General features: G+C 37.7%; 14 protein-coding genes and 1 tRNA gene. 6 read left to right on the top strand and 9 right to left on the bottom strand.

Annotated features, from left to right (window positions below; genetic code table 11):
* Positions 1-263 precede the first annotated feature (263 nt).
* Together AA637_RS03990 and AA637_RS03985 are read left to right on the top strand one after the other, a co-directional pair.
* Positions 264-533, top strand: a complete 270-nt coding sequence (locus tag AA637_RS03990) for a hypothetical protein (protein WP_446683995.1) — start codon at positions 264-266, stop codon at positions 531-533.
* A gap of 57 nt (positions 534-590) precedes the next feature.
* The gene (locus AA637_RS03985; protein WP_446683994.1) at positions 591-1,394 is read left to right on the top strand and encodes a uroporphyrinogen-III synthase; all 804 of its coding nucleotides are present in this window, start codon (positions 591-593) and stop codon (positions 1,392-1,394) included.
* Between the two features lie 34 nt (positions 1,395-1,428).
* Here AA637_RS03985 and AA637_RS03980 read toward each other — a convergent pair whose 3' ends face one another.
* A complete protein-coding gene (locus AA637_RS03980; RefSeq protein WP_446683993.1) occupies positions 1,429-2,544 on the bottom strand; it encodes a glycosyltransferase family 4 protein in 1,116 nt (371 codons plus the stop codon).
* A 235-nt stretch (positions 2,545-2,779) separates the two neighbouring features.
* Here AA637_RS03980 and AA637_RS03975 point away from each other — a divergent pair.
* Positions 2,780-2,851: transfer RNA gene (locus AA637_RS03975), tRNA-Lys, on the top strand.
* 19 nt (positions 2,852-2,870) lie between these two features.
* Here AA637_RS03975 and AA637_RS03970 read toward each other — a convergent pair.
* The 4 genes from AA637_RS03970 to AA637_RS03955 all read right to left on the bottom strand — a co-directional run bounded on the left by AA637_RS03970 (position 2,871) and on the right by AA637_RS03955 (position 6,733).
* Positions 2,871-3,740 (bottom strand): aldose epimerase family protein, encoded by an 870-nt coding sequence (locus AA637_RS03970; protein ID WP_446683992.1) that lies wholly within the window; start codon positions 3,738-3,740, stop codon positions 2,871-2,873.
* Positions 3,741-3,756: 16 nt separating this feature from the next.
* Entirely contained in the window at positions 3,757-4,437 is a 681-nt protein-coding gene (locus AA637_RS03965) for a diacylglycerol/polyprenol kinase family protein (RefSeq protein WP_446683991.1), read from the bottom strand.
* 189 nt (positions 4,438-4,626) lie between these two features.
* Complete coding sequence (locus tag AA637_RS03960) at positions 4,627-5,991, bottom strand: IctB family putative bicarbonate transporter (RefSeq protein WP_446683990.1); 1,365 nt, start codon at positions 5,989-5,991, stop codon at positions 4,627-4,629.
* Between the two features lie 91 nt (positions 5,992-6,082).
* Positions 6,083-6,733: an HAD family hydrolase gene (locus AA637_RS03955; protein ID WP_446683989.1), complete on the bottom strand. Its 651-nt coding sequence runs from the start codon at positions 6,731-6,733 to the stop codon at positions 6,083-6,085.
* A 275-nt stretch (positions 6,734-7,008) separates the two neighbouring features.
* Between AA637_RS03955 and AA637_RS03950 the strand changes: the two genes are divergently transcribed.
* The gene (locus AA637_RS03950) at positions 7,009-7,842 is read left to right on the top strand and encodes an alpha/beta fold hydrolase (protein ID WP_446683988.1); all 834 of its coding nucleotides are present in this window, start codon (positions 7,009-7,011) and stop codon (positions 7,840-7,842) included.
* A gap of 70 nt (positions 7,843-7,912) precedes the next feature.
* Here AA637_RS03950 and AA637_RS03945 read toward each other — a convergent pair whose 3' ends face one another.
* The 3 genes from AA637_RS03945 to AA637_RS03935 all read right to left on the bottom strand — a co-directional run bounded on the left by AA637_RS03945 (position 7,913) and on the right by AA637_RS03935 (position 11,547).
* Complete coding sequence (locus AA637_RS03945) at positions 7,913-8,155, bottom strand: hypothetical protein (RefSeq protein WP_446683987.1); 243 nt, start codon at positions 8,153-8,155, stop codon at positions 7,913-7,915.
* Positions 8,156-8,216: 61 nt separating this feature from the next.
* Positions 8,217-9,647: a folate/biopterin family MFS transporter gene (locus tag AA637_RS03940; protein ID WP_446683986.1), complete on the bottom strand. Its 1,431-nt coding sequence runs from the start codon at positions 9,645-9,647 to the stop codon at positions 8,217-8,219.
* A 106-nt stretch (positions 9,648-9,753) separates the two neighbouring features.
* Positions 9,754-11,547 carry an N-acetylmuramoyl-L-alanine amidase gene (locus AA637_RS03935; protein ID WP_446683985.1) on the bottom strand — a complete coding sequence of 598 codons (1,794 nt, stop codon included), beginning with the start codon at positions 11,545-11,547 and terminating at the stop codon, positions 9,754-9,756.
* Positions 11,548-12,078: 531 nt separating this feature from the next.
* Here AA637_RS03935 and hpf point away from each other — a divergent pair.
* Positions 12,079-12,657, top strand: coding sequence for a ribosome hibernation-promoting factor, HPF/YfiA family (gene hpf, locus AA637_RS03930; RefSeq protein ID WP_446683984.1), 579 nt, complete (start codon positions 12,079-12,081; stop codon positions 12,655-12,657).
* A gap of 102 nt (positions 12,658-12,759) precedes the next feature.
* Positions 12,760-16,314: a PAS domain S-box protein gene (locus AA637_RS03925; protein WP_446683983.1), complete on the top strand. Its 3,555-nt coding sequence runs from the start codon at positions 12,760-12,762 to the stop codon at positions 16,312-16,314.
* Between the two features lie 8 nt (positions 16,315-16,322).
* On the opposite strand, the gene crtB is transcribed toward AA637_RS03925, so the two are convergent.
* On the bottom strand, positions 16,323-17,252 hold the full coding sequence (gene crtB / locus AA637_RS03920) for a 15-cis-phytoene synthase CrtB (RefSeq protein WP_446683982.1): 930 nt from the start codon (positions 17,250-17,252) through the stop codon (positions 16,323-16,325).
* Positions 17,253-17,349: the final 97 nt, after the last annotated feature.

Genomic DNA, 17,349 nt, shown 5'->3' with positions numbered 1-17,349 from the left:
GTGAGTGTGAGGATAGATGGTTTGACCTTGTTTGGGGTTAAGTCTGGTTTCTTTTTCATCTCCCATCTCTTTTGTGCTACCTATGAATTTTTAATAGCCCCGTAGATAAATAATTATTGAGGAGTTTTTGAAAATAGTAACGGTTATTTTTGGTTACTAATGGGGTAGTGAGACAAAGTTAATATGCCTGTTAAAGATTCAAGCTGAATTTACGACAAAAGCGGACGTAATTTTTATTCATAATATATATCGGTGCAACTACAGTGATGGATTGCAATGCTTTGCGGTGCAAATTTGAAGCTGTTTGCTTAGATATACTCTATAGCCAATGCTATTTTATTCCTGAACATTTTGATCCTCGTTGGTTAAAAGTGTTCGATTTTTGGTTTGTTGTTACCCTTATTTTCGGAGGTTTTTCCATGCTCATTCCTTTTCTCGCCCTCATTTATGTATTACTGGTCTATATTTTATTGTTAATTGCTCAAAGGTTTAAAAAACTTAATGATAAGTCCACAACGGACATAAATAGTTGACAGTTTGCCAAGGACGGTTGAAAATCGATAAATGGTTTTATAACAACTGTCCTCAGCATGCCTACATATACAGACAATTATCCTTTAGCTGGACAAACTATTTTAGTTACCCGTGCTATCTCTTCTTCTAGTCAGTTTCGGAAAATGCTGGAGAAAAAAGGGGCAACAGTGTTTGAGTTGCCAGCGCTGGAGATTACCCCCCCTTCTAGTTGGGATGGGTTGGATAGTGCGATCGCACATATTAATAATTTTGAATGGATAATTTTAACCAGTGCCAATGGGGTAAACTATTTTTGGCAGAGATTAGAAAAGGCTGGAAAAAACCAAACAAACTTAAAAGGAATCAAAATTGCGGTGGTGGGAAAAAAAACTGCCCAAGTTTTACAGGAGTATAATCTACAAGCAGACTTTATTCCCCCTGATTTTATCGCCGACTCCATGGCGGAGAATTTTCCGGAGTCATTGAGGGGAAAACAAATTCTCTTCCCTCGGGTAGAAACTGGGGGGAGGGAAATTCTGGTGCAACATTTAACCCAAAAGGGGGCGCACATAACAGAGGTGTCGGCTTATCAGTCGGGTTGCCCCAAGGAAATGGATGAAACCATACTAGATGCTCTACAAAATAGCATTATTGATATGATTACTTTTGCTAGTTCTAAAACTGTGGGTAATTTTTATACCATGGTAAAGGCACAACATCCCCACGATACCCTTTCTTTATTTAATCACATTGCGATCGCCTCTATCGGTCCTCAAACCTCTGTTACTTGTCAAGAAATATTTGGTAGAGTAGATATGGAAGCCCAAGAATACACCCTTGATGGATTGGTGAGGGCTATGGTGGCGAAAGTGAGAGGTTAGGTTTAGACAATAAGTCGTAATTTCTCTGTTTTGTTTACCCCTCAATTAATTCCTTTAATCTTTTATCCAAAACTTGTAAACTAAATTTTTTTATAGTCTCCTGCCGTAACCATTTTCCATCGCAACGGCGGTCATTTCCTTGTAAAATTTCTATACAACCATTTGCCACCGCATCCACATCTCGATGGGGTACTCTCCAGCCCAAATGCCCATCCTGTAAGGGATCTGCCGAACCGTCATTATCCCCACTCAATACGGGCTTACCACAAGCCATGGCTTCAAGGTAAACAATGCCAAAACCTTCTTGGGAGGGCATAATATAAGCGTCACAGACTTGGTAATGGCTTACTAATTCGGGGGTAGGTACAAAACCAGCAAAGATTACTTTTTCTTCGATGCCCAAATCTCGGCTTAACTTTTTCAGTCTTGGTTGGTCATCTCCTCTACCCACTACCAAATATTTTACATCAGGATAAATTTTTAAGATCTTCGGTAATGCCCGGATAGTAACATCTACTCCTTTATAAATATCCCCTGACCATAGTCTAGTTACGGTTAATAATACCTTACTATTTTGCAAGTTATATTTTTCCAGCAATTCAGGGGGTTTTGGGGCAATGGTGAATCTCTGGGCATCCACTACACAGGGCAGAATATCTATTTTATCCTTATCTATGTTATTAGATTCGTAAATGCGATCGCAACTGTAGCGACTAATAGTTATAACTTGGTTAGCATCATTTAAAACCTGCCTTGGTTTTGGGGGTAAAGTATCCCATACCTCCTTACCGTAAGTTAAAACAGTGTAGGGAATATTCAACAAACCACAAAATAACCTCGTCACCCCACCCAGCTTAATATGTCCACAAAAAACCCTTTGGGGGCGATGGATTATCAAACCCCACAATAAATTAACCATAAACCGAATTCTACCCATCATGGGGGAAGCATCAGCAAAACCCTTAAACCTCAAATTACCGCTCATTAAATCATCATCCACAGGATACTTATCCCGTAAAACCAACACTTGGCCTTGATAATCTAACTTTTGATATGCCCTCAACACATCCTTGACATAGGATTGGATACCCCCCTCTTGGATAAACACTTCTAAAAATAGAAATAAATGGTCAGGCTTTTTATGTTCCACTATCATCAACCGCACTAAACTTTGGCAACATTCTACCTTAACACTAGTTTAAATTTTTGATAACTTTCTACTAACTCTTTCCCTAAAAGTGGTTTGTGTGTAGTATGATTAAAACAAGACTAAACAACAAAGTTCCAAAGCATATCAATCTTTAAAAAAGATCTCCGAAAAACTTGCATGTTTAAAAAAACTTCGTTAGTATAGTTAATGTCGCTAAATTAAGTTGAAGCGATGAGGGTCGCTAGCTCAGCGGTAGAGCACTCGGCTTTTAACCGATTGGTCCTGAGTTCGAATCTCAGGCGACCCATAAATTCTGAAAAGTAAAGTTAAACGTTACTAACTTTAATTTCAAAATACCCCTCACACTTTGTATTAGGTTCAAGGTTAGTTATCCTTTCTCCTGTGTTTAAACCATTCCTGGGGGCGCTCCAAGGTTCAAGACAAATATAATTTTTACCTTTGAGAGTCCAAAAAACTAAGGTAGAAAAAAGCTCAGAATACTCTAATGATACCTTGATATTTCTTGTGTGATTAACAAAAGAAGCAGTATCCGCAGTAATCTTTTTAAAGGCAATGTCAATCTCGTCTTGATTGTAGTCTAGTTCTCCAGAAAAAGGAAAAGTTTTATCTCCTGCTTTATTAGTATATTCAGAAGCAGGAATATCTAAATCTAAACTATTCTTATCTTGGCACCAAAAATAAGGATGAAATCCCGCCGAAAAAGGCATTACTTGGTTTGACTTGTTATGGTATTGCTGTTTAATTATCAATCGATTAGCCACTAACTGATAAGTAAAAGTCAACTCAAACTCGAAAGGATAAACTGATAAAGTTTCCTCATTGCTAGTCAACCTTAAAACTATTTCTGCCGCTTCATCGGTGGATTGAGAAACAACCTCCCAAGGTAAATCCCTCGCAAAGCCATGTTGCTTTAATTGATATTCCTTTCCCCCATAGGCAAATATATCATCGGGCAAATTTCCACAGATAGGAAACAAAATAGGATTACCTCCCCTGACACTTAACTGAGGATTTTTAAACCTTTCCTTGTCTAAATAAAATATATCCTGCCCATTCAATTTCCATGCCGTAATGATACCTCCTTTTTCTGGTACAACCTCCAAGCGAGAATTATTTTCTCTATCTTCTAAAATATAAGTTAAATAATCATCTTGTTTTATGGATATATGAAACATAAAATTAATCCTCTTTTTAAATAAAAAAATATAATGAATAGTAGCAAAAAATTGTACTCAAAACTGGTACGGTTAAATTATCGATACCAACGATGGAAAAACTTTCTAAAATGGTAGCTATTAAAGCAGTTAATAAAGCAACTATTACAAAATAATACTGCCAAGGATAAACAAAAAATAAAATGGTCAAAATAACGATCGCACTTACTACAAACATAGTAAATGAACCTTCCCAGCTTTTTGTACTCCCAAGAAACTGATACTTATTTTTGCCCCATTTTTGTCCGATAAGAGCCGCCGAAGCATCTCCCCATGTCATAATTAAAATACCGATAGCTGTAAATTGCGGTAAAGATTTATCCCAAAATAAAAAGGTTAAAATGCCAATACTTAAAGCATAAAATAAAGTTCCTAAACTCTTTCTACCCACACCATTAACACTAGGTAAAATTGGTAAAAAATAAGAAAGAATTGCCACAATACTCGCCCCGATAGATGCCAGTAAAATTAGATCACTAGGAATATTTAACCACCATGCTAACAGAATAACTTGACCTGCCCCGATGTGAACAATTTTTCTAGTTATTTCTGAGTTTGCCTGATAATAACGCCGTAGAATTTCGGAGACAAGAATAAGGATGCCTAAATACAAACCTACTAATGAGATAGATAGGTTTTGATGAAACGGTAAAGTCATGAAGGTGGAGAATAGTTTACTTTAAAAGTTTTATGTATTAGTGCTTTTGCCTAATGATAGTTATTGAAAAACTTCTACATTCCATTAAACATCGTTCATGGATAAAGAAAAAATATTGTTGTTTTGACTTCAAAATACTATTCCAAATTTAGCAATGCCAGAATAACCCTAATTGTCCATGGTCTATGGTTAATTGTCAATTTTTCTGTTCTCCATTGCATTGAGAGGATAAGCGGCAATAATTCCAATTAATAACCACCATAGAGTATTGATTTGAGGGCGAAACCAAACGGTATCAAATACCCCTTGGGTGGCTAAACCTACCAAAGCGGCAAGACTGGCAATTATCCAAATACCTATGGTTTTATTTGCTTCCTTAAACATTTTGATTTCTGCCATTGCCCTTTTTAACACAGATACAAGGATACCCATAAAAAAAGTAATGCCGATAATTCCTGTTTCGAGGGGAATTTCTAAAAAGATAGAATAGGAACTTAGGGCGGTAAAATTAGTTTTCATATACAAAGGATAAATCTGGTTAAAAACTTGATTACCCAAACCTATGCCCGTGATGGGGTAATCTTGCATCATTTGAAATACTGCATACCAAACATTAATACGGAAGTTGTTACTACTGTCTCCCCGCCACGAAAACATACTCAAAATTCTTAACCTCAAAGGTTCAACTAAAATAATGGCAGTAATAATCAAAAGAGAAAATATACCCAAAATTATCGGCACTAACCATTTACGCCAAAAAGGAGAAAGATACTCCGCCCACCAATAATTTAACCCTAGTAAAAAGGTAAATAATAGGGCAATTAATGCTAACCATGCTCCTCTACTTCCTGTAAAGTAAATACAAGTGATATTGGTAACAACGATGACTAGGGCAAGGGCTTTTTGGGGTATGGTTTTCCATAAAATTAATGCCCCTAAACCAAGGGCAATGGCAGGAAGTAAATAACCTCCTAAAAGGTTGGGGTTGCCTAGATAGCTATAAACCCTTGTCAAATCAGCGGTTTGCAATATTGTATCCGTCCATGTAGCAAGGGGGGTTACACCAATTATTTTTTGTCTAATACCGTAACCACTGACAATAAGGGAAATGAGGAGATAAGTGGTGGCTATCCATTCTAAAAGTTTTTTATGTTTAAATATCCTTGCACATAGGGCAAAAAATACGAGATAAAGACTAAATTTTACTAATCCTGAAAAGGAGGCTGTTTTGAGGGGGGAAAAGGCGGTGGAAATAATAGAGGCTAACCAGTAAAAAAATATCCATAGGTGAATGCTGGTAATTTGATTGGGGTTGGTTTCGGCGATGGTAAGCAGTAGCCAAAAGCTGCTAATGGCGAGTAACATTACCCCAATGAAGGTAGTGCTGGAAAAGGGGGCTAATATTAATAATATACATACCAGCATAGAGGCGATCGCATCTGAATATTGCAATAAATAACTGGTGTGATGCCAATTACTAAGTAAACCTACGCTTTTACCGATGAGGCTTGTTTTTCGCCATTGGCTGAGGGGATTTGACACGCTAGGATTCATTTTTTGTGGGTGGTGAAAGTTTTATTTTATATTTAAACGGTTTTCTCTCGCAAAACCCTATGGGTTATTTTTTGCTTGGTTGTCGATAAGGTTATTTATTTTCTTGGTAGAGAGAAGAAAAGACATGGGGTAAATTCATGGGGGGATTCATGTGTATTGTTTGTAAGCCTAACTTTTTGGCACTATTCACATTATGGATATTATCATCTATGAATAGGGTGCGATGGGGTATTAGGTTATGGGCTTTGATTATATATTCAAATATTTTTTGGTCTGGTTTATGTAATCCTATTTCATAGGAGTAGTAAATTTTATCGAATAATGTTTCTAGGGGATATTCTGGAATGGATTGTTTAAATCTTTTTTCTACTTCTTCTATATGGATAGGGTTTGTATTGCTTAAAATAAAGGTTTTTTTCTCTTGTTTGATTTTATGTAATAATTTCCCTAATTTTGATGGTACTTGCCCTAACATCCCATTCCAAATTATTTTTATGTCTTCGTCAGTTTTATTTAATTTGGTAGTTTCTTTTACTTGATTAATAAATTCTTCATCTCCTATTTTTCCTATTTCGTAGCCAAGGGCGATCGCCCTTAAATCTTCAATTAAAATATCTTTATCCTCTGAAGTATGTTGAGCAAAATAATCATAGGGATAACCCATATCAACCTCGATAATAACTCCCCCCAAATCGAAAATAATAGCGTCTAATTGTTCGTAATCTATTTTAGATATAAACACTTGTGATAATTTATTTACTTATTAAAAATCATAATAAACCTAACTATAATATCTCATTTTTTAATAAAATAATATCACTTTCAAATATTAGAGCAATGGTTGAAAATTTAAAACTTCTCTTTTTCCCCTTAAACACAAAGACAGCGAAGGCAGAGAGTTTATAAAATTTAGAGGGCAAATATCTAACTATTCTAAACTGCTCATTACCTTATCAGGGAACATTGATGATAAACTGAAAAGTTAGAAAAATAGATAAAAATATATATAAAACTATAATGAAAATAGTAGAAAATAAAAGAAAAGTCGGTAATGTAGAATGGTTTTTTCGCTCTTGTTTTCCTGTTCAAGAAACAGATAAAAGCCCTATTTTTTTTCTTCATGGTTTACCATCCCAGAGTTTTTGTTGGACAGAAATTATGCCCTTTGTAGCGGAATCTGGCTACAGTGCGATCGCCCCTGATTGGTTAGGATGGGCGAACTCTGATAAACCAGACAAAAGAGATTTTGCCTACACTCCCGAAGCCTATATCAAAGCATTAACAGATTTTATTGATGCCTTTAAAGTAGAAAAAGTTAGCTTAGTAATCCAAGGATTTTTAGCTACCATTGGCATTCAATATGCCCTCCAAAATCCAGACAAAATTGATAAATTAATTATTTTAAATAGTCCTATTTCTACCAGTGCAAAAGTACCTTGGTTAATCAAACAATGTGGCGTTCCTTTCCTTGGTGATATGATAACCCAAGATCCTTTATTTGTAGATCGAACTCTCGAAAAAGGTGCAGGATATGTCATTTCTGATGAAAATTTAGCCTACTACCGTAAACCCATTATAACTTCTTCTTTGGCAGGTAGAACCATGGTAACAATGGTTAGAAGAATGCAGTTTCTTGATAGTATGAAAGAAATTGAAGCAGGGTTAAAAACATGGGAAAAACCTTGTCTAATTCTTTGGGGAATAGATGATCCTTGGCTTAGTATCGATCCAGTAGAAGCTATTGCCAAAGCAAATCCTAATATTACATTAAAGAAAATATCAGAAGCAAAACACTATCCCCAAGAGCATTTTTCTAAAAAAATAAGTCCCATTTTAGTTAACTTTTTGTAGTTCTAAGTTAGTAATCAAGAGGCAAAATGCTTAAGAGCAATTAGTATAAAGTGCAGTCATTATTTCCGTGCTAGTGAGCAGGACAATCTTCTGGAAGTTCTATATTATGACCATTACTTTGATCAATCATGATTTGAGTGCATAATTTTTGTTTGAAGTAATTTTCCATTTCGTGCAACATTGCGGGATCAAAATCAACAGAATCAGATTTATTATAAGTTTGATACCAAAGGATTGACGAAAAAGTGATCACACCAGAAACAATTGCAATAGTAATATAGAATTTCATTATTTTCTTAGGTAGGGTGGGCATTGCCCACCATGGTAAAAAAAGTAAACTATTACCTACCTAACTCAATAACTTCCAGCATGCCCTATTTATTCTTGCGACGATTACCAGAAGATAAAACCACTTCGGGCATTATATCATTAGAGGCGATCGCCCCAGGGCTATGATGTTCATAAACCTCGGATATAGGTAGATTAACAGAAGGTACATCTTGAGGATCATAATCAGGTAAAAAATTGATCAAAAATAGAGGTAATAGACTAGATAAATTAGTAATCAAAAGCAACAAAGCCAGATTAGAAAAATCAGTTTCCGTCACCCCTAGCCAGTTTGTTAACAATGCCCCCAACTCATGGGAAATCAACCCACCCAAATTCCAAATAGACATTAACAGGGCAAAGAAACTCGCCTCGATACCTTCAGGGCAAAGACGGGCAGATAAAACCAACACAGGCATAAAAGCAATTTGTCCCATAACCGTCAACACCAAACTATCACCCAAACTAAACCAATGATCATCAATACCCAAAGTGCGGTTAAAATGAGTAACCAAAATTAAACTCGTCATCCCCAACAAAGAAGACAACACCACACTCCAACCCAACATTACCCGAAAAGAAATTTGTTTGAGCCATTTCTGATAACAAAGTACCCCTATCAAAGAAGCAACACTGGTGACAAGGCGCACCCTACCCAAAAACTCCGCCTGAAATCCTAACTCATTAGTAGTAAAAAAGAAAAAAGCAGAGTCAGCACTAGGGGTGCTTTGCCAAAGAGCGATAAAAATTACAGGGGCTAAAATAGTTTTTTGCTTTAAAGTCTGCCATAGTTGCTTGGTTTGCCCCCAAGCGGTGGGAGTTTCTTCCTTTTCAGTGACAGGTTTTTCAATGATAAACCATGCTACCCCTACCACCACCAGAGGAAAACAAGCCGTAACCATAAACACCTGAGAGGCGCTGAAATATTCTAATAATAAACCACTAAAATAAGCGGTGATAATACCCCCCAATGCCGAACAACCCCATGTTACCGATTGTAGTGAACCAGCGGTTTCCAGAGATTCATTCCTCGCCCTTTCTACCACCACAGAATCCACGATTACATCACTCATAGCAACGGATAGGGAGGTCATTAAAATGGCAATGGTAGCGCCCCAGGCACTGCTTACAATGGTAGCCAAACTCAACCAGGCGATCGCCCCTAGAAAACCTGATAAAATCAGATAACTACGACGGTGATAGGAAAATAAAGGCTTACTATCACTAAAAAAGCCGATGACAGGCTTAGTCACCCAGGGAATAGCAGCCACCCCCATCAAAGCCGATACTTGGGCAGGGGATAACATTAATTCATCCTTCAGGAAAAAACTAACCGCCAACCTTGCCAAACCTAAAATACCTTGAACAAAATATACAGTTAAAATAGCTGCCAATTCAGGGGTAAGCTCATTGCCGAATAAAATCTTATCCTCAACAAACTTTTTCACCTTGTCTGGTTGATAAATATTAATAAACATAAATAAAGTTTAAGTTTTATTACTCCATACTATCTTAGGCTGTGATCAAAAAGTCCACCCGTGGGGGTGGGGCATGGGGAATAGTGTATGGGGAAATAATTTCTACTTACCTAGTTTTCGATAACCATTGTGCAACTCCATCGGCAACTCCATCAGCCAATTCCTCTTGGGCTTGGGGATTAATAATCCATTCAAATTCTTCAGGATTAATCATAAATCCTAACTCTAATAAAAGACTAGGGGCGGTGTGAGGACGAGTGAGGGCAAGATTGTTCCAAAAAACTCCGTAGGAAGGACGGTTTAAATTAGTGGTCAAGTAATCCTGCAAAAAGATGGCTAAATCATGGGCTTGGGGATGATACCAAAACATTCCTATACCTTTGGTATTAATGGCATCTCCTGCATCGGGTAGGGCGTTGTAATGGATGGATAAAGCAAGGGTGGGCTTAACCCTATCAATCATTGCCATGCGATCGCCCAGAGACACAAAACTATCATCCTCCCTAGTAAAAACCACCTCCGCCCCCTTTGCCCTCAACCGTTGAGCGATTAATTTGGACATAACAAGGTTAATTTCCTTTTCTGGATAACCATTAAGCCCTACTGCCCCCAACTCATCACCCCCATGGCCTGGATCTAATAATATGGTTGCTCCCCGTAGGTTTTCTGCCGATGAAATAGTGGGAGGGTGGTTTAGAGTCAAAATTAAATTATTGCCCTGATAACGGACATCGTAGCCCCACTGCTGAGAAGTTTTAAGCCTAAAAATATAGTCAATTTGGGTGGGGTTTACTTGGTGCCAGTCGAGGCGACGAATGAGGGGATTATCATCAAAACGGATGGTATCGGTTTGGGCGATGGTGTTATGGAGAGAGAGAGTAAAGGTGTCATCGGCTTGGGTGATGGTGATGGGTACAGGATTTTGTAACGGGAAGATAATTTCTGTACCTTGGGGGGTAGTGCGGGAGTTGACACTGCGAATGTTACTGATTGGGGGGGCTTGGGTGCGTAGGGTACGGGTTTCATTTTCCCTTATCCATGCGCCATAATCAAGTCTGAGCCATTCTCCTTCTGTGCCTGTGACTTGAGCTTGGGTGCCTTGGGGTAGGGGGGTAAGGCGAGAATGATTAGTACTAGGGCCTGTGCGAGAAACCCCATTTTCGGCGGTAACTTCGATTACTCTCAGGTTTTGGGGAGAAAGGGTTTCGATTTTTCCGACTTGGTTTTGGGTGATAGTCTGCCCTTGATATTCCATGACAAAGACGGGATTTTCTACCCTACTACGGTTGTCGAGTTGTTGACATCCTTTCATGGCAGTCCATGGGCGATCGCCTATTATTTCTGGGGTATTATTAGCTATTAAAATGGCGGAATTAGGTGGGAGATTTACTACGGTTTCGCTAGGTTGCAAATTAATGGTATTTTGATCTAATCTGACGGATACTTGGGCATTTTTAGGGGCGATCGCCTCGAAGCACACCAATTCATCAGGTAATCGGGCTATGTCAACGGCGGGATAGAGTAAATTAGGGGCTAAACTGTTCAAATCCTGCTGACTAGGTTCGCTAGAATTTCTCGTAATTACTTTCCTGATTTCTTGATTTTGAGAACGAATTACAAAGGTATTTTCTCCCATCTGTAGCGGGAAACTAGGGGCAAAAAATCCTTGGGCTGATGTATCGATACTCTGTCCATTCACTGATACGGTGGCATTTTGGGGGGCTGAACCGATTAAAAAAATTGACGGGGCAAGGGTTTGATGGTTATTGGGAGGATAAACAATTTTTAGGGGTTGGTTTTGAGCCTGAACGGGTTTTACTATATGATAAAAGTAGTTAGGAGTAATGGTTAGTATGGTACTAATTAGAATGAGTCCACAAAATCTAGTTTTTTTGGGCATCGTTAATGTAAATAAATATTAATAATATTCCTTAAAAATATCAGGGAAAACTCTTTTTTTCAAACTTTCATCACTTATTACCTGATCCATCACTCATTCTCCGTGGTTTATTCCAGAGCTTTTAAACCGTTAATTATTTCTCCTATTTTCTGGAGAATAGAGACAATTTGTTACAACAGAGAGCTTTTGTAATCAAACTTTACACAAAAAGAGTAAACCTAAAAATAAGTTAAAAATAGGTGCTTTTTAGATCATAAAAGTGTTATGGTATTAGTATAGAGAAAAAAGGAGGAATTATTAACTAATAAGCAATTGTTTAATAGTTATATCTAAGCCTTAAAACATACATGATCAAGAAAAAAAATAGCCAAGAAAAAAAGTCTTATATAGCTAAAAGCCATGTAGATTAGATACGATAAAGACAAAACTAGCTAACTTCTTTTAGTTTTTGTTAAAAGAAAAAATGAAAAAATATCCAACAAAATACTTAAGTTGAGATATTAATATTGCGCGTAAAATGGAGTATAAATTATGAAACTATTAATTCAAGGAAACAATATCGAAGTTACTGATTCTATCCATGATTATGTGGAGGAAAAATTAGAAAAAGCAGTTAAACATTTCCAAAATTTAGCTAGTAAAGTTGACGTTCACTTATCTGTAGCCCGTAACGCTCGTATTAGTAATAAACACAAAGCTGAAGTCACTGTTTATGCTAACGGTACAATCATTAGAGCGCAAGAAGATAGTGAAAGTTTGTATGCCAGTATTGATTTAGTTTCCGACAAAATTACTCGTCAATTGCGCAAATATAAAGAAAGAAATCTCGACAAGAAAATTCACCCCGTGGAAAAAACCGTGGAGGCCATTGAAGAAAAACCTGTAGAGGGTAGTTTAATAGGCGATCGCCACGCGGAACTACCAGAAGAGGTAGTCAGAATGAAATACTTTGCCATGGAATCTATGAGCATTGATGAAGCCAAAGAGCAACTACAATTAGTTGACCACGACTTTTATATGTTCCGTAACAAAGAAAGCAATGAGATTAACGTAATCTATATCAGAAATCATGGTGGTTTTGGAGTCATTCAACCCCGTGCCAACAAATAATTGAGTTAATTTATGCCCCTGCGGGGGCTTTTTTGATCTATTTTCTCTACATACTCTTTCATAAGATACCATTACAAGATATGCCCATGCCATTAACAAACAATGAATTTACCGCCGTCCTACATTCAAAAAAATGTTGTCATTGTTGCATCTGATGTAAAACTTATTAAAGTTATCGAAAAGATAAACCGGAAAAACAGTGTGGATGATGAGAGTAAAAAAGCAACTCCACAATCAAGCTGTGCGTTTGTAGAAGAGAATAATTATCTAGTAGGATTAATTTATCCAGAAAATATAATTTCATGGTTGGCTCAAAAATTACCTTTGGAATCCGTTTCAGTTTCCCAAGTAATGACCAAAAAATTTGTCTCTCGTCGAAGTAATGAATTAGAGGATATTGATGATTTAATTACTTTGTTTTCCCAAGAGAAAATCAAGATTTTACCCATTGTGGATGACAACGGTAAGGGAATTGGTATTATTACTCCCAATAGTTTGTTAGAAAGCATTGATACCAGAAAAACTCGATCTTTTAATCCTCCGTTGGTTGCTTCTGATGAGCAAGACTTGATCATAGATGTGACGAAAAATAGTAATATTCAAGCTCAAAGTAATCGTTTAGCTTACTTTTTAGAATCAAGCCTGAATGAAGTTATAGTTTTTTCTGCCGATACCTTACGCATTTTATATGCCAATCGAAAAGCTATCGATAACTTAGGGTACGATATGGAAACCCTAGAGAGAATGGTTATGGTGGATATTAAACCAGAGCTTGATTGGGGGCAATTTCAAACAAAAATAGAACCTCTACGCACCGGGGAAAAAGATTCATTAATATATCAAACCATTCATCAAAGAGCCGATCGCACTTTGTATCCCGTAGAAGTTCATTTACAGTTAATCAAAGAAGAAAATCAGGAAGTTTTTTTGGCAACGATTCTCGATATTACTGAGCGCAAAAAAACAGAACAGGCTTTGAGGGAAAGTGAAGCCCGTTGGCAATTAGCTGTAGAAGGCTCTGGGGATGGTACTTGGGATTGGAATCCTCAAACCAATGAAGTTCATTTTTCTAAGCAGTGGAAACGAATGTTGGGTTTTGAAGATGAGGAAATAAGCGATCGCCTCGAGGAGTGGAGCGACAGGGTACACCCTGACGACATAGACTCTTGTTATGAGGATATTGAAAGGTATTTGCGCGGTGAAACTTACATTTATCAAAATGAGCATCGAATGCTCTGTAAAAATGGTCAGTACAAATGGATTTTAGACCGAGGGCAAGTCATAGAAAAAGATTCAGAGGGCAAACCAGTAAGATTTATCGGTACCCATAGCGATATTGATTACCGAAAAATTATCGAAACGGCTCTCAAAGAAAGTGAGGAAAAGTTTAGAATTTTAGTGAATAATGCTCCTGTAGGAATTTTTCAAACCGATGAGCAAGGATTTTGTCACTATGTTAATCCTCAATGGCTCAAAATGACGAACATGGAATATGAAGACGCTATGGGTACAGGTTGGGCAAAGGCATTACATCCAGAGGATAAAGAGCGAGTTTTTGAAGAGTGGCATCAGTCAATTATTAATGATGTTCTTTTCACCTCTGACTATCGTTTTGTGAATCAAAAAACTCAAGAAATTTACTGGGTTTCTGGTCATGGAGTCAGTATAAAAAATGAAGAAGGAAACATAACTGGTTATTTTGGTACCATTATTGACATTACCCAGCGCAAAAATAGTGAAGAAAAATATCGCCGTATCGTAGAAACCACCACCGAGGGGATTTGGATGATTGATAAGGAGGGTAAAACCAACTTTGTGAATGCTCAAATGGCACAGATATTGGGTTATAGTCCAGAGGAAATGTTGGGTAAGCCTTTATTTTATTTTATGGATCAAGAAGCCCAACAATTAGCTCAAAAGTATTTAAAACAAAGAGCTCAGGGTATTAAAGAACAACATGATTTCCGATTTAGTCGCAAAGATGGCTCTGATTTATGGGCGATCGTTTCTACTACTCCCAATCTTAACGAAAGGGGAGAATATCTCGGAGCTTTGGCTATGATAACGGATATAAGCGATCGCCGTCAAACGGAACTAGCACTAATAGAATTTAAGCAAAGATTAGATCAAATTGCCTTGCACATTCCGGGGTTAATTTATCAATATCGCCTTCGCCCCGATGGTACTTCTTGCCTTCCCTATGCCAGTAATGCCATTCAAGAAATATACGGATTGAAGCCAGAGGATGTCATCGAAGATGCCAGTCCCATAATTAACTTAATTCATCCCGAAGATTTGGAATTGGTTAATCAATCCACTCAAGAATCCGCCACAAAACTAACTCCTTGGTATTGTGAATATCGAATTTGTCGCCAAGATGGTAGTATTATTTGGATTTCGGCACAGGCAACCCCCACCAAACAGCCCGATGGTAGTATTGTTTGGCATGGCTTTATTTGTGACATATGCGATCGCATCAAAATCCAGCAAGAGTTAGTCCAAGCAAAAGAAACCGCCGAAAGTGCCACCAAATCTAAGAGTGCATTTTTCGCCATGATGAGCCACGAAATTCGTACTCCCATGAATGGGGTAATTGGTATGACAGGCTTATTATTAGATACAGAATTAACCCCAGAACAAAGAAATTTTGTCGAGATAATTCGCAGTAGTAGCGATAGTCTATTAACCATTATCAATGATATTCTCGACTTTTCCAAAATTGAGTCAGGAAACCTAGATTTAGAAATCCAAGCCTTTAATCTTCAACAATGTATTGAAAGCGTCTTGGATTTATTACAATTTCAAGCAAAAAAGAAAAACCTAGACCTCAATTATGACTACTCCTCAAAACTTCCTCAAATATTTATGGGAGATGTAACCCGTATCCGTCAGATTTTGGTTAATCTTTTGGGAAATGCCCTTAAATTTACAGAAAAAGGAAAAGTAAGTTTAACCATCAACGGTTTTAAAATTGATAATACCAAAGATAATGAATATCAAATTCAATTTGCGGTTAAAGACACCGGCATTGGTATTCCTAAAGAAAGACAAGATAGATTATTCAAGTCTTTTAGTCAAGTTGACTCGGCCACCAATCGTAAATATGGCGGTACAGGGCTAGGATTAGCTATCAGTAAATTATTAACGGAAAATATGGGAGGAAAAATTTGGGTACAAAGTGAAATAGGCATGGGAGCGACTTTTTACTTTACCATTAAAGTCCCTGCGCTTAGGCACATAGCCCCCATAAATAAAGAAACCTGTACCAATGAATCGGAACCATCTTCCCATAATAAAACCCTTAAAATACTCCTAGCAGAAGATAATACCATCAATCAAAAAGTAGCCGTACTAAACCTCAAGAAAATAGGCTACTCAGCAGATGTGACATCCAATGGATTAGAAGTTATCGAAGCAATACAACGTCAAGACTATGACGTTATTTTAATGGATGTGCAAATGCCAGAGATGGATGGTTTAGAAGCGACCCGCTGGATTAGGAAAAATCATCCTCCCAACAAACAACCCCATATTATTGCCATGACGGCGGGGGCTATGGGAGACGATCGCACTTTATGCTTGAATGCAGGAATGAATGGTTATATCTCTAAACCCATTGACCTAGAAAATCTAAAACAAGTTTTATCTAAGATCTAATTTCTAGGTTACAAAACTTGAGCCCTCAATAGTGCCACAGGTAAATAAAGCATTTTGTTGGCGGTAGGTACAAAGGCACGACGGTTAAAAACATCATAGCCATTTTTTTCGATCACATCGAGAATACCTTGGTACAACATTAATGCCGACCACACAGGCCAACGACCATCAGGGCTTAAGGCTCTAATACCCCTTTCCGCATCCACATAGTATTTTCTGGCCCGTTGGATTTCAAACTTCATCAAGCTACGCCAACGGTCATCGATTACTTTGTTAAATAAATCTTCTTCGGTATAGTCAAACATTGCTAAATCTTCGAGGGGTAGGTAAATACGATCACGATCAATATCTTCTCCCACATCCCTGAGAATATTAGTTAGTTGATTGGCAATACCAAGGGCGATCGCCTCTTGTTCGGGTACAATGATAGATTGACGATTCCAAGGGACGCTGACATTGCGATCATCAACCCCCAACACCGCCGAAGACATCAAGCCTACCGTACCCGCCACACGGTAACAATATAAATCTAATTCCTCAAAAGTATCATAGCGGTTGCGGTACAAGTCCATTCTCTGACCAGCTATCATATCCCGAAAGGGTTGAATATCCATAGGAAAACGGGTAAGAGTATCCACCAGAGCCACATCAGGATCATCAATGGGTTGTCCATCAAATACCGACTCTAGTTGAGTCTCCCACGAATCAAGGGTTTCAGGGGTGGTAAATTTAGCTTGAGGTCCATCTACTAATTCATCGGTGCGACGACACCAGACATAAATAGCCCAGATTGCCTTTCTTTTTTGTTTGGGCATCAACAAAGTACCAAGATAAAAGGTCTTGGAATACTTCGCCGTTACCTGACGACAATATTCATAGGACTCCTCGACGGAAGCTAGGGGGTGTTTTGGTTTTAGTTTTTTAGGCAGTTGCAGCATTCATCCCTGCTGAAATAATTACTAGATTAAGTTTAAAAATGAAAATAATGACAATTCTCTAGTATTGTCTCACTTTCTGACAAATTTTAACTATTTA

Source organism: Cyanobacterium sp. HL-69 (genome assembly GCA_002813895.1).
GTDB lineage: Bacteria > Cyanobacteriota > Cyanobacteriia > Cyanobacteriales > Cyanobacteriaceae > Cyanobacterium.
This window is presented reverse-complemented; position numbering and strand designations above follow the sequence as displayed.